Below are 12,859 nucleotides of genomic sequence, written 5' to 3'. Positions count from 1 at the left end.
TAAAAGACCAGCCAGATATTTTTTGCTCTGGCTGGTCTTTTCAATGTATTTATAATCAATACAAGAATTAATCTATCAGATTCTCCTGTTTAAGAAGCCTCCAATAACTCCGCCTGGTTTTTCTCCTCATGCTTTCTAGCTAAGCGGACCAGCAGATACGCAAATGGTGTGTCCATCACTGCAACAATAAACTTCCATATATATTGTGATACAATCATTCCAAGTAAAACTGTTGTCGGGACAATCCCCCAAAAAGCAATTATAATAAATAATATCGTATCAATGAGCTGGCTGGTCATCGTTGATAAACTATTACGCAGCCATAGCTTTTTCCTGCCATGACGATGCTTTAATCTATGAAAAATTGTAACACCTAAGTTCTGGCTGACAAAATAAGAAACCAGACTGGCTAAAATCACGCGGAAACTCCCATTAAAAATTTCTTCAAAAGCAGCCTGTGATTGAAAATCCGCTGCCGGTGGAAGCTGAATCGCAATATAAATAAATATCATAGCAATAATCTGTGTGAAAAATCCGGCTTGAATCGTTTTTCTCGCAGCCTTTTTTCCATAAACCTCGCCAATAACATCCATCATTAAATACGTAATCACATAAACAATCGCTGCAGCCGGCAACACAAAGCTTCCCATTTGAAATAATTTGACCGACAAAACATTGGACAACAATAACAGCCCAACAAAGACAGCATTTAAGTAAATATACATTATCCTGTTCCCTTCTCTCCAAAGGTTCAAGGACCTAACGTTTCCCTCTATCGATTATCTACAGTTTCCGGATACATATCATGCTGCATTAACCGGTCTTCTGCCATCTTTTCAAATTTCGTTCCCGTTTTTCCATAATTACAATATGGATCAATGGAGATTCCTCCGCGTGGCGTAAATTTTCCTCTCACTTCAATATAACGGGGATCCATCAGTTCAATTAAATCATTCATAATGATATTGACACAGTCCTCATGGAAATCACCATGGTTTCGGAAACTGAATAAATATAATTTTAAAGATTTACTCTCTACCATTTTAATATCTGGAATATAGCTGATATAAATTGTTCCAAAATCAGGCTGATTTGTCATTGGACAAAGTGTTGTAAATTCCGGACAGTTTAATTTCACAAAATAATCCCGGTTCGGATGCTGATTATCAAACACCTCTAAAATCTCTGGTGTATAATCAAACGCATATTTCGTTTCTTTATTTCCCAGCAATTCAATTCCTTGCAGATCCTTTTCACTTCTTCCTGCCATGCTGCTCACCTCCTTTTGATATTTTAAGATAAACAAAAAAGCCATGCTCCCAAGGAACACAGCTTGATAATTACAAGTTGTCCTTAGTTTTTTATAGAGGGTTAACGCTAAGAACCTCTGCCTATTGGTTAAAATTAACACTTCATATTATAAGAATGTAGACTCTGAATGTCAATCTTTCTTTTATATTACAAAGTTCCGTATCTTACCTTTCATGCCCGGAGCCTGCTCTACAATTTTATTTCTCCATATCCTCGCCAATAATGCGCACTTCACGTTCTAACTGTACATCAAATTTCTCTTTCACTGTCGCCTGGACAAATTGAATTAATGAAATATATTCTGACGCTGTTGCATTATTTTTATTGACAATAAAACCAGCATGTTTTGTAGAAACTTCCGCTCCACCAATTTGCTGTCCTTGAAGATTACTGTCTTGAATCAGCTTGCCGGCAAAAAAACCGGGCGGCCTCTTAAATACACTGCCGCAAGATGGATATTCCAATGGCTGCTTGGATTCTCTCTTATATGTAAGATCATCCATTACTTCTTTAATTTCTTCCTTGCTTCCGGATTTTAGAGCAAAGGTTGCTTCTAAAACAATATAGCCGTTGTCCGGGATATTACTTGTGCGATAGCTGAGATCCAGCTGATCCGCAGTTAATGACAGCAGCTCTCCATCTTTCGTTACAACTACTGTGCTTTCCAGCGCATCTTTAATTTCTCCGCCGTATGCGCCTGCATTCATATACAGAGCTCCCCCGACAGAACCCGGAATCCCGCATGCAAACTCCAGCCCCGTAAGTTCTTCCTTCAAAGCAAAACGGGAAGCATCAATAATTCTTGCACCACTTTGAGAGATGACCTTATCCCCTTCTCGCCAAATGGACGCCAGCTGTTGAAGGTTCATAACAATTCCCCGGATTCCGCCATCCTTCACGATTAAATTAGAACCATTTCCAAGCATTGTAAATGGTACATTTTCCTGGTTGGCAAAGCGGATAATTGCCTGTACTTCTTCATAAGACGATGGCGTGATATAAAAATCTGCAGCCCCGCCTAATTTTGTATACGTATGTTCTCTTATCGGCTCATTGATTAATACATTATCTTTATTTGTATGTTGAATTAATTGATCGTAGAGATGATGGTATTTATTCATGCTATCATTCCTTTAATTTGCCAAATGATATATATACATTTGGCATTGTTATTCTTTTTTCTGCCACTGTTTAAAAGCAGACATCCCAGTCTCTCCAGCTTTAACTTTCAATAAGGCTGGAGTAATCTATTTTTGATGAATCCTATACTATTGTAGTTGAATCCAATTAATCTTGCCACAAAAAGCTATAAATCAATTTATCAATTTGTGGGCTTTCATGCATAGCACTGTGTGTCAGCTGCGGATCATCAATGATTGTCTCTTTATAATTTTGTTCCGGTATTATATTCCTTAAAGTCTTTACACTTTCCGGCACTGCAACAGTATCTCCTGTACTGGCTATGCTGTACACATTAACATCTGCCGGAAACATATTCTCCCGCAGTACATTTAAAGCGCGGGAATCGGGTTTTAAATCGTCTGCAGCTTCATCCTGATGTAATTCAAAATAACCTTCATTATAAATACCATCAAACGGACTGCCAATTGCAACAAGCTTATTTACTGTTGGATAACCATTCAGCGGATACTCCATCGTATATTTCACTGCCAGAATGCCGCCCATAGAATGGCCAACCAGATTAACCTCCTCTACACGATAGTTTTCCTTTAAGTGCAGGAGCACATTTGCAATCCATTCTGTACTGTTCTGAAAGCTTGCACGGTTGTCTTCCAGAACAATCTGTACAAACGTCGGTGCGTATCTTCCCTTATTTAAATTATAATCAATTATATTCCCATCTTTTTGAACATAGTAAATAAAACCTTTATTACCCCACTGGTACGTATTTTCAAAGCGGTCAAGCATATATCCAAACGAATTTTCCGTTCCTTTATAGCCATGTATAAAAATAGTCGGTGCCCCAGTATATTCTTCTGCCTGCGTTTGATTCTGCTGATAGAAATAAAAACCTGAAGCAGCACCAATCACAATTACTATACTCAAAACAATACCTGCTATCTTCTTTCTCATGTATTTACTTCCCTCAATTTCTTTTGTAAATCTATGTTTGCATTATTAACAAAAATACATAGCTATTATAACATCCTTATCCTGTTAAGACATCTTTTCCGATGAAGAAAAATTGGCAGGTCAAGCCTTAAAAGATACAGATTTACCAGAGCTGGAACCCCTCTTTTCACCAAAACTCACGCTGCAATTTCACTTCTTTTTTATAGTGCAATAAAAAAGCAAATAGAATCTGCTTTTATAAACAGCATTCTATTTGCTATTAATCATTAATGAGCAATTAGTTCATGAACAATCTCATCGGTATCTAAATCAGATGGATAATATGTCGGCCAGTTATCCATTTCTTCTAATAAGGCGTCATTATCATCTCCCATATACAAATGGAAATGCCATGATTCACCAGGAGCAATTCCATGGTCACTAAATTGAATATATCCCGGCAGATTTTCATCCGCTTCTCCTTCTAATTCGAAAATATAACGGACACCGCGGTTTCCAGCTTCATATTCAAGAATTTCATAGCTGTCATAAGCATACGTTCCTGTATGCTCTTCGCCATTTTGGTAAAAAGTAATTTCGTCTCCATCAATGACGATACGCTCTATATCTGTTTCATAGCCAGTTGTATAGTAATCTTTATATTCATCCGCTGTCATATCATCACTTTCTTCTGCTTTATGCTCGAATACTTCATCTAAAGAACCATCTTCTAAATATGGATAGATGGATTGCCAATCACCTTCCCAATCAGCCAATGGACGATCTTCTACCTGTTCGTCTTCAAAATATCCTTCATAGATTTGCTGGCTCTCCTCATCATCTCCATGATGGTGATGATGACCATGCTCATGGTCATCGATTGTAATTTCTGTTACAGGAGACTTAGCAACAGCCTCGTGATCATCACTGTAAAGAACTGCTATAACCTCCTGCCCATCTACTTCTGCGTCACCAATATAAGAGTCCTCAAATTGATCTTCTACCACAGTCCATTCCTCTTCAGAAGAATCACGTATGTACCAATGCCAATGATCCAAGTCCTCTTCCGTTACTGCTTCTAACTTAAAGACATCGCCTGTATGGTAATGGTCGGATAAACCTTCAATTTGTATATTTTCTGGTACATCATCAAAGGAAACAGCTTCATCACCATGATCGTGATCATGCTCTTCTTCTTCATGATTCCCTTCTGCCTCTTCTTGGCTATCTGTTCCTTCCTCCTGGCTGGCTGCTTCGTCATTTCCCGATTGACAGCCGGCTATAAATAGAAAACTAATTAAACCTAAAATAATTCCTAATTGCCAAAACTTCTTCATATAGATGCTCCTTTCATTATACGTAATGATTACGTTTCGTAATGATTACGATTTAAATTATACATAGGTGCCTATTAATGGTCAAGAGATTTTTTACCTTTTTAAAAATACAAATTTGTTTCTAATAGATTTATAAGCTTTATTACATGCTAAGGAGGATTTATTTTTTAAGAATTTTATTCAAGGTATTGATGACGACGTAACGTAATGTGATTTAATGATAATAAGGAGGTGCTATCGTGGAAAAAGAAAGCAGATTTTCAATCGGTGAAATCTCCAAGCTTACCGGTGTCACCGTCCGGACGTTACAATATTACGATAATATCAATTTAGTTCCACTGGAAAAAGATGAAGAAAATGGAAGAAGATATTTCAAGGAGTCAGACTTAACAAGACTGCAGCAGGTTTTGTTTTACAAGTCTTTAGGGTTAAAAATTAAAGATATTTCCAAGCTGCTGGAAGAAACCACAACAGCAAAGCAGCTTATTAACGTATTGGAAAAACAAAGGGAGATATTCTACTATAAGCTGCATGATATCAAAAGTAATATTGCTTTGATTGAAACAAGCCTCGCTGGAATGAATGAAAATGATTCACTTCCTTTAGGGAACCTCGTGCAATTAATTATCTCTTTAAACAAGGATACTATTTATCAATATAAAGATGTTGCATTTGATAAAAAAGCAGAAAATACCTTTATGGAGCATTATCAGAATTGGGAAGAGGTTTTAGAAATATATTGGGATTGGAAAGCACTTATATTAGAAGCTGTTGCTCACATACTAAACGATATTGAACCGGATAGTAAGCAAGGGCAAGCTTTTGCAAAAAAATGGATAGAGATGGTTGTAAGTATTTCAGAAGGAAACCAGGATTTACTCTCAGCTCATAAGAATTCCTATAAAAACCGGGAACAATGGCCGGAGGAGGATTATCGGCTGATGGAATTTACAGATTCCTTTATCGATAAGTCTGTAGACTACTATTTATCCTCTGGCAAATCTGATGTTTGGAGGAATAAAAATGATTGAAATAAAAAACTTAACGAAAACCTTCAAGGATAAAATCTCTGTAAATCAATTATCGCTCGTTATTCACCCCGGTGTTGTAACAGGCTTTTTAGGTCCTAATGGCGCAGGCAAATCAACAACGATGAAAATGATTTTAGGATTAACGAATCCGAGTGAGGGCAGTGTAACAATTGATGGACAGAGCTATAAAGATCTAAAGCAGCCTATTTCCAAAGTAGGGGCCTTAATCAACGGGGATGCTGTAAATCCAAAATTAACGGCGAAACAGCATTTAGAATTAATCGCCGCAGCAAGTGGTATTCCTGAAAAACAAACAGAAAAAATGCTAATCGAAACAGGATTGGAAAATGTAAAGCACAAGCAGGTCAACACTTTCTCCTTAGGAATGAAACAACGCTTAGGTATAGCAACTGCTCTTTTAGGCAATCCGGAAACAGTTATCCTTGACGAACCTTTTAATGGATTGGACGTAGATGGCATTCATTGGTTACGTGAATTAACAAAAAAGCTGGCACAGAATGGAAAAGCAGTACTGATATCCAGTCATCTGATGAGTGAGATGCAAATGATAGCAGACAGAATGATTATTCTTGCTCAAGGAAATTTAATTGCAGATATGACAGTAGCTGAACTGGCAGAAACAAGCCTCGGCGCTTATGTCAAAGTAAGATGTGAAAATAATGAAGAATTAATATCCCTGCTAACAGAAAAAGGTGCGGATATTAAACAAAATAAAAATAAAGAATTGCATGTTCATCATTTGGAGATGAAACAAATCGGGTTGCTGGCAAAGGAAAAGAATTTGGCTTTATACGAATTAACCAAAGTACAGCCTTCCTTAGAAGAATTATTTGTAGAATTAACAGAAGGTAAAATGGATTACGTATCGACCGGCACTACTCCTGTGGAAGGAAGGGAATTAAAATGAAAAATGTTATTCAAGCAGAACATAAAAAAATTTTCTTTCTCCGCTTTTCAAGAGTATATTTACTTTTTACAATTGGAATCAGTTTGGTAGCAGGATTTATCTTTTCCGTAACTACACATGTTACACAAGGTAGAGCCATCACAGATTTATCGGTCCTTGAGGTAGTTTCAGCAAATATGTTGGGAATTGATTTAGCCAGTATTCTGCTGATTATTTTTACAGGATTGTCTATATCCAGAGAATTTACTGCAGAAACGATTTATTCCTCTTTGGCTGTCTGTCCAGATCGAAAAAAGTTTTTTATGGGAAAATATATAACCTTTTTCTTCCTGTCTATTGTACTGAGTGTCCTTCTTATTGCTCTCATTTATTTAAGCAGCCAAGTCATTCTAATGATAAATAATATGGATGCTGCAAATCTTGCAAATACTGATGTCAGACAATTTGTTCTGGGCATCATGGTGATGCCGGTGTTTTATTGCCTGCTTACCGTTGCTGCGACTATTTTTTTCAAGAGTAGCGGGGGAGGCATTGCTTTCTCCATCATTGTTATAGCATTTCCGGCGCTTATCAATATGTTTTCAGATACCGTTCAAAAAGTACTGCTGCCTATCATGCCTCAGTCAGCAATACACAGTTTATCCGGGACTGCTGCTGAGGGATCCTTTGAAGCATTGGGAACTTTCACAAGTATCGGTCTATTATTACTTTGGTTAGTAATTACATCTCTTATAGCCATTATTTCATTTCAAAAAAGGGATTTTTAATTTATTATATAGAAAAAGAAAATCTAAAGCAGCCCTGGTCAACTATCAAAGTCAGCTTTAGATTTTCTTTTTCCTCCTATTATTTAACAACCAGCACTTTACACTCTGCCTGATGAACAATTTGACTGCTGACACTTCCAAGGAAGAATCTTCCTACTCCTCCCAGCCCCCGGCTGCCCAGAACAATCAATTCTATTTCATTTTCTTTCGCATAATCAATTAATTGTGAAGCTGGATTACGGAAGGTATAATCCATCAGAATATCTGCTTTACACGCAACCCCTGCTTCCTTTAACTCCTCACGAATGCTTTCAATAGCAGGGCGGGCCTCTTCGGCCAAATCGTTCATAAAACTGCGGGCAAGAGCTACATTTACAGTTGGCCCGCCATTCGAAATAACGGTTACAATATGCAGGACGGCGTCCTCCGCAAGCTTAACCTGTTTTTTTGCTTCTTCTACTGCTTTTCTGCTAAGGTCGGATCCGTCATAAGCTACTAAAATATTAAAACTCATTACTATTCCTCCCTAATTCATATTTTCTTCCTAATATTATCGTAACACATCTGCAAAAAACTTTTATAAAATAGAACTATGCTGAAGAAGAGGCATTATTTAATGGAATGATGATGAATCTCTTCTCCATTCATACTGCATATATAAGAAAAACCGCACTCTGTTAATATATCTTTTGCTTCCTTAAAATGAGCAGCAATTTCTCCCGGACGGTGCGCGTCAGAACCAAGCGTGATTATCTCTCCGCCAAGTTCACGATATAAGCGCAATATATTTTTACTTGGCAACGGAGCATCCATGCCGTATTTATAGCCGGATGTATTTAACTCAATTCCTTTGCCTTCCGAGATAACTAATTTTAATATTTCTTCTATAATATCCGTTGGCAAATGCTCCAGTCCTCCAGACGCGTATCTGCTGACTAAATCAAGATGCCCAAGAATATGATAATTTTTAAAATTCTTTAAGCGCGCATAGTATTCTTCAAAATAAACACGGTATGCTTCATCTATGGTTCTATCCTCAAAAAATTCACCAGAATGTAAATCCTGTCCATTCGTTGCATGCATAGAACAAATGATAAATTCCGGCTTTACCCGGTCAATAAATTCGGATGTCTCCTTAAGCACATGCGGCTGCACGCCAACTTCAATCCCTTTGCGTATTTCAATTTTATCTTGATATTTCTCCCGTAAACCTTCTAATTTTTTTTGATAAGCTTCCGGATCAAAACTGAAATCCCATTCCTCATCCGGATAGTCTACATCTAAATGCTCGGTAAATGCAATTTCTTTAAGCCCTTTTTTAATCGCTTCCTGAATCATATCCTCCATTGGTGCTTCACAATCTGCCGAGAAGCTTGAGTGCATATGAAAATCATACATAAAAGTTAAACTCCTTTCATTGACTTTTTTTCTGAACATTATTATAATACTAGATAACTTTAATTAGATAAAGCACTAAATTAATAAAGCGTTAAAAGTATGTGTTCAAAAAGGCCGATAAATAGGACCAAGAAGTTCAAGGCGACGTGCTTTTTACGAACGGAGCGTATGCTTTATAATACGTGAGTATCGGAAAAAGCACGTCAACGCAGAAATTCGCTGAGTCATCTTTATTGGACTTTTTGAACATCCTCTAAAAATAGAAGGAGAATTTTATGAGAAATAAACAATTGCTTCATTCCATGTTCTACCCGAAACAATACGCTAAAAAACGTCATGTTATCCATAAATTAACCAATCGGTTCACAAAATTCGGCTATCAGCAGGTAGAGACACCTGTTTTTGAAGATTATGATTTATATAATGATGTCCAGGGAACCGTTAATACAGCTGACATGCTAAAGCTGATTGATCCCTCTGGAAAAGTGCTTGTTCTGCGTCCAGATGCAACCATTCCAATCGCCAGGCACTATACCCACTTGCAGGAAAAGGTGGCATCCGGCCGTCTGTCTTATGTGCTCGATATTTTTCGTTCTACTTTAGAAGAACGTTCCCGTACTCAGGCAGGTGTCGAGCTGTTCGGAGAGCGCACACCTGAAGCAGATGCGGAACTGATTGCATTAGCTGTTACAAGTTTAAAAGAATTAGCCATTCCTTCCTTTAAAATAGAAATCGGCCATGCAACCTTTTATAAAGAATTATTACGTGAAGCCAATCTTAACGCTATGCAGCAAAAACAGCTGGATCAATATATTCAATCCAAAAATATCTCTGAAATTGTTCCTTTTTTAAAAGACTTGGACTTGGACGCTTCTTTAATCGAAAAGCTTCGAAAAATTCCTATGCTCTACGGCGATGCAAGTCTTGTTATCGATGAAGCAGAGAATATTATCTCAACAGAACGCATGCGTGAAGAGCTGGACTATTTGTCTAAAGTTTATCAGCTTCTTAAAGACTATCAGGTTGATTCCTACATTTCAATTAACCTTGGACTGATTAACCATATGAATTATTATTCAGGGATTATATTTCAGGGATTCGCAGAAGGTTTGGGACAGCCAATTATGATGGGAGGACGCTATGATTATTTAAGCCGATCCTTTTACCGGGAAATGCCTGCCATCGGATTTGCCTTTGAGGTGAATTTACTGGTTGACTTACTCTCCGGTGTTTTTACAGAAGAAGAGATTATTGAGCTTCATTATGAAGCTTCTGAACGCCAGCGAGCATTTCAGCTTGCAGAAGCGTTAAGAACGGCAAATTATACGGTCATTGTCAGAACTGCTAAAGAGGATGAGCAACTCTCTGATTCACCGGGAATATTCGTAAATACTGAAAAATTAGTATATAGTAAACAAAAAGAACAAAGAGAATTTAAAACCGAACAGGAATTACTAGATTGGTATTTAAGAAAGGACGTTGAATGATGCAACCCGTAACGATCGCTTTAGCAAAAGGACGTCCTGCTAAGCAATCCATTGATTTATTAGAAGCAGCAGGAATCCATTTCGAAGATTTTCATGAAAAAACACGTAAACTTGTTTTTTTCAATAAAGACAAGACTCTGCGATTAATATTTTTAAAAGGGATGGATGTCCCTATTTATGTAGAAAAAGGTGCTGCCGATATCGGTATTGTCGGCAGAGATAATATAATAGAAACAGAGGCGGACGTTTACGAAATTCTTGATTTAGGGATTGGAAAATGTAAATTCTCTGTCGCTGGAAAAAAAGGTGTCTCTCTTCCTGATAATCAATCTTTGACGATTGGCACCAAATATCCGAATATCGCTAAAAACTTTTTTGATAAACGCAATCAGACGATTGAAACCGTGCATCTCAATGGCTCCGTTGAGCTGGCGCCATTGATTGGTCTCGCAGATTATATCGTTGATATTGTCGAGACAGGAAATACGCTGCACGAAAATGGATTGGAAATATTAGCAGATATCGAGACGATCAGTACAAAATTCATTGTGAACAAAGCAAGCTTTGTAACACGTTCAAAAGAAATTCAGGATGTACTAAAAAAATTGGAACAGGTTGTGAGTGAGGAAAATGCAAATTCTCCGTTATGAAACATATAAACAAAATGTAGCAAATACAGAAAAAGCAACACAGCTGATGCAGCAAAATTTAGATGAAAAGGTTTTGGAAATTATCCGTGCTGTACAGGAGCGTGGCGATGAAGCAGCACTTGCGTATACTAAAAAATTTGATAAGGCTGCTATTACCTCTCTCTCTGTTTCAGAGGAAGAATGGAATAATGCCTTTAATAGTATAAAAACAGGACAACCGAAACTTTTTAAAGCATTAACAGCTGCAGCTGAGAATATTCGGCAATATCAGAAAAAAACAAAAGAAGAAGGCTTTCAATTCAGCCCGCAGCCAGGTATTCAGCTGGGACAAAAAATTACACCGCTCGATCGTGTCGGTGTCTATGTACCTGGAGGAAAAGCCAGCTATCCTTCAACTGTATTAATGGATGTTATTCCAGCTGTGGTTGCCGGTGTAGACCAGGTTGTCATTACAACCCCTCCCCGTCCGGATGGAAGCCTGGACCCCGTCGTTCTTACAGCCGCAAAAATTGCAGGCGCTGCCGGTATTTACAAAATCGGCGGGGCCCAAGCTGTGGCTGCTTTAGCTTATGGAACAGAGAGCCTGCCTAAAGTGGATAAGATTGTCGGACCAGGGAATGCCTTTGTCGCCCGTGCGAAGAAATGGGTGTTCGGCGATGTAGCAATTGATATGATTGCTGGTCCGAGTGAAATCTGTGCCTTCGCTGATAACACCGTCCCTCCTTCCTATGTTGCTGCTGATTTATTATCACAGGCAGAGCATGCTGAAGATGCCACTTCGATATGTGTGACTACAGATGCTGATTATGCAGAAGAAGTGCAAAAAGAGATTGAGCGGCAAATTCCATTACTGGAGCGTGAGGAAATCATCCGTGAATCCATTCAGGCAAATGGAAAAATTATTATCTGTGATGACGAGGAACAGGCTATTGAGCTAATTAACTCCATTGCTCCAGAGCATCTGCAATTAATGGGAGAAGGAGCCGAGGAGCAGGTTGAAAAAGTAAAGCATGCTGGAGCTATTTTTATCGGACCATATTCCAGTGAGCCTTTGGGAGACTATTTTGCAGGCCCTAACCATACCTTGCCAACAAACGGGACAGCACGTTTTTCTTCCCCGCTTGGTGTATATGATTTCATGAAAAAATCAAGCACTATTCATTATTCAAAAGAACGGCTGCTTGATTATGCAGATACGATTATTACCATTGCAGACGCGGAAGGTCTTACAGCTCACGCGAATGCTATTCGAATTCGAAAGGAGAATAACTATGCGTCAAGCTGAAAAAAAACGGCAAACGAAAGAAACGGGCATATCTCTTGCTCTTAACTTAGATGGAGAAGGAAAATCTGAATTAAAAACAGGGGTCGGCTTTTTAGACCATATGCTTACTCTCTTCTCCAAACATGGTGGACTGGATTTGCAAGTTGAATGTGATGGAGATTTAGAGGTGGATCAGCACCATACTGTTGAGGATATCGGTATTGTGCTTGGCCAGGCATTTAATGAAGCATTAGGAACAAAAGAAAGCATTAAACGCTATGCTACAGCAACAACACCGATGGATGAGTCTCTCTCTTCTGTTTCTATCGATATCAGCGGTCGTTCCTTTTTAGTTTACCGGGTAGACGGTCTGAAGGATAAAGTAGGGAGTTTTGATACGGAATTAGTTGAAGAATTTCTGATCGGTTTTTCCAGCCATGCAAAGGTAACACTTCACGTCGAGGTTTTGTATGGGTCAAATACACATCATATGATTGAATCGATGTTCAAAGGATTGGGACGTGCAATCCGCGAGGCAGTATCCATCGATCCAACAATGAAAGGCGTACCTTCTACCAAAGGGAGTCTGTAATAACGCTTATCTATCTTTTTT

14 protein-coding genes and 1 riboswitch are annotated in these 12,859 nt (G+C 38.3%); of the genes, 7 read left to right on the top strand and 7 right to left on the bottom strand.

Annotation, left to right across the window (positions count from 1 at the left end; all coding sequences use genetic code 11):
* Positions 1-89: 89 nt before the first annotated feature.
* The 5 genes from MKY30_RS11490 to MKY30_RS11470 form a co-directional block, all read right to left on the bottom strand.
* Positions 90-725, bottom strand: coding sequence for a queuosine precursor transporter (locus MKY30_RS11490; RefSeq protein ID WP_341083983.1), 636 nt, complete (start codon positions 723-725; stop codon positions 90-92).
* Positions 726-772: 47 nt separating this feature from the next.
* Positions 773-1,270 carry a preQ(1) synthase gene (queF, locus tag MKY30_RS11485; RefSeq protein ID WP_339284833.1) on the bottom strand — a complete coding sequence of 166 codons (498 nt, stop codon included), beginning with the start codon at positions 1,268-1,270 and terminating at the stop codon, positions 773-775.
* 77 nt (positions 1,271-1,347) lie between these two features.
* A riboswitch (PreQ1 riboswitch) is annotated at positions 1,348-1,394 on the bottom strand.
* Positions 1,395-1,508: 114 nt separating this feature from the next.
* A complete protein-coding gene (murB, locus tag MKY30_RS11480; protein ID WP_339284831.1) occupies positions 1,509-2,432 on the bottom strand; it encodes a UDP-N-acetylmuramate dehydrogenase in 924 nt (307 codons plus the stop codon).
* Positions 2,433-2,598: 166 nt separating this feature from the next.
* Positions 2,599-3,405 (bottom strand): alpha/beta fold hydrolase, encoded by an 807-nt coding sequence (locus MKY30_RS11475; protein WP_147211216.1) that lies wholly within the window; start codon positions 3,403-3,405, stop codon positions 2,599-2,601.
* Between the two features lie 266 nt (positions 3,406-3,671).
* On the bottom strand, positions 3,672-4,721 hold the full coding sequence (locus tag MKY30_RS11470) for a metal-binding protein ZinT (RefSeq protein ID WP_147211218.1): 1,050 nt from the start codon (positions 4,719-4,721) through the stop codon (positions 3,672-3,674).
* Positions 4,722-4,960: 239 nt separating this feature from the next.
* On the opposite strand from MKY30_RS11470, the gene MKY30_RS11465 reads away from it, so the two are divergent.
* The 3 genes from MKY30_RS11465 to MKY30_RS11455 are packed head-to-tail and all read left to right on the top strand — an operon-like array spanning position 4,961 to position 7,447.
* A complete protein-coding gene (locus tag MKY30_RS11465; RefSeq protein WP_186813671.1) occupies positions 4,961-5,752 on the top strand; it encodes a MerR family transcriptional regulator in 792 nt (263 codons plus the stop codon).
* On the top strand, positions 5,745-6,680 hold the full coding sequence (locus MKY30_RS11460) for an ABC transporter ATP-binding protein (protein ID WP_339284825.1): 936 nt from the start codon (positions 5,745-5,747) through the stop codon (positions 6,678-6,680). Before MKY30_RS11465 ends, MKY30_RS11460 begins: the two co-directional genes overlap by 8 nt.
* Complete coding sequence (locus tag MKY30_RS11455; protein WP_341083980.1) at positions 6,677-7,447, top strand: ABC transporter permease; 771 nt, start codon at positions 6,677-6,679, stop codon at positions 7,445-7,447. Before MKY30_RS11460 ends, MKY30_RS11455 begins: the two co-directional genes overlap by 4 nt.
* A 79-nt stretch (positions 7,448-7,526) precedes the next feature.
* Here MKY30_RS11455 and MKY30_RS11450 read toward each other — a convergent pair whose 3' ends face one another.
* The gene (locus MKY30_RS11450) at positions 7,527-7,961 is read right to left on the bottom strand and encodes a universal stress protein (RefSeq protein ID WP_341083978.1); all 435 of its coding nucleotides are present in this window, start codon (positions 7,959-7,961) and stop codon (positions 7,527-7,529) included.
* Positions 7,962-8,056: 95 nt separating this feature from the next.
* Positions 8,057-8,845 carry a histidinol-phosphatase HisJ family protein gene (locus MKY30_RS11445; protein WP_341083977.1) on the bottom strand — a complete coding sequence of 263 codons (789 nt, stop codon included), beginning with the start codon at positions 8,843-8,845 and terminating at the stop codon, positions 8,057-8,059.
* Between the two features lie 275 nt (positions 8,846-9,120).
* Between MKY30_RS11445 and hisZ the strand changes: the two genes are divergently transcribed.
* From hisZ to hisB, 4 genes are read left to right on the top strand one after another with little or no spacing between them, the layout of a single operon-like run.
* Positions 9,121-10,332 carry an ATP phosphoribosyltransferase regulatory subunit gene (gene hisZ, locus MKY30_RS11440; protein WP_339284820.1) on the top strand — a complete coding sequence of 404 codons (1,212 nt, stop codon included), beginning with the start codon at positions 9,121-9,123 and terminating at the stop codon, positions 10,330-10,332.
* A complete protein-coding gene (hisG, locus tag MKY30_RS11435; RefSeq protein WP_339284818.1) occupies positions 10,329-10,982 on the top strand; it encodes an ATP phosphoribosyltransferase in 654 nt (217 codons plus the stop codon). The genes hisZ and hisG overlap by 4 nt, the downstream gene beginning before the upstream one ends.
* Positions 10,963-12,267, top strand: a complete 1,305-nt coding sequence (gene hisD, locus MKY30_RS11430) for a histidinol dehydrogenase (RefSeq protein WP_341083974.1) — start codon at positions 10,963-10,965, stop codon at positions 12,265-12,267. Before hisG ends, hisD begins: the two co-directional genes overlap by 20 nt.
* Positions 12,254-12,838, top strand: coding sequence for an imidazoleglycerol-phosphate dehydratase HisB (hisB, locus tag MKY30_RS11425; RefSeq protein ID WP_341083973.1), 585 nt, complete (start codon positions 12,254-12,256; stop codon positions 12,836-12,838). The genes hisD and hisB overlap by 14 nt, the downstream gene beginning before the upstream one ends.
* The last annotated feature ends 21 nt before the right edge of the window (positions 12,839-12,859 follow it).

The sequence above is a fragment of the Oceanobacillus sp. FSL W8-0428 genome, assembly GCF_038004405.1.
In the GTDB taxonomy this organism is placed as follows: Bacteria; Bacillota; Bacilli; order Bacillales; family Amphibacillaceae; genus Oceanobacillus; species Oceanobacillus sojae.
Note: the sequence above shows the minus strand (reverse complement) of the source record. Positions and strands in the feature narration are given on the sequence as shown.

Coding starts and splice junctions, on each gene's coding strand:
- MKY30_RS11490 (WP_341083983.1), bottom strand. CDS start 725: ATGTATATTTACTTAAATGCTGTCTTTGTTGGGCTGTTATTGTTGTCC.
- queF (WP_339284833.1), bottom strand. CDS start 1,270: ATGGCAGGAAGAAGTGAAAAGGATCTGCAAGGAATTGAATTGCTGGGA.
- murB (WP_339284831.1), bottom strand. CDS start 2,432: ATGAATAAATACCATCATCTCTACGATCAATTAATTCAACATACAAAT.
- MKY30_RS11475 (WP_147211216.1), bottom strand. CDS start 3,405: ATGAGAAAGAAGATAGCAGGTATTGTTTTGAGTATAGTAATTGTGATT.
- MKY30_RS11470 (WP_147211218.1), bottom strand. CDS start 4,721: ATGAAGAAGTTTTGGCAATTAGGAATTATTTTAGGTTTAATTAGTTTT.
- MKY30_RS11460 (WP_339284825.1), top strand. CDS start 5,745: ATGATTGAAATAAAAAACTTAACGAAAACCTTCAAGGATAAAATCTCT.
- MKY30_RS11455 (WP_341083980.1), top strand. CDS start 6,677: ATGAAAAATGTTATTCAAGCAGAACATAAAAAAATTTTCTTTCTCCGC.
- MKY30_RS11450 (WP_341083978.1), bottom strand. CDS start 7,961: ATGAGTTTTAATATTTTAGTAGCTTATGACGGATCCGACCTTAGCAGA.
- MKY30_RS11445 (WP_341083977.1), bottom strand. CDS start 8,845: ATGTATGATTTTCATATGCACTCAAGCTTCTCGGCAGATTGTGAAGCA.
- hisZ (WP_339284820.1), top strand. CDS start 9,121: ATGAGAAATAAACAATTGCTTCATTCCATGTTCTACCCGAAACAATAC.
- hisG (WP_339284818.1), top strand. CDS start 10,329: ATGATGCAACCCGTAACGATCGCTTTAGCAAAAGGACGTCCTGCTAAG.
- hisD (WP_341083974.1), top strand. CDS start 10,963: ATGCAAATTCTCCGTTATGAAACATATAAACAAAATGTAGCAAATACA.
- hisB (WP_341083973.1), top strand. CDS start 12,254: ATGCGTCAAGCTGAAAAAAAACGGCAAACGAAAGAAACGGGCATATCT.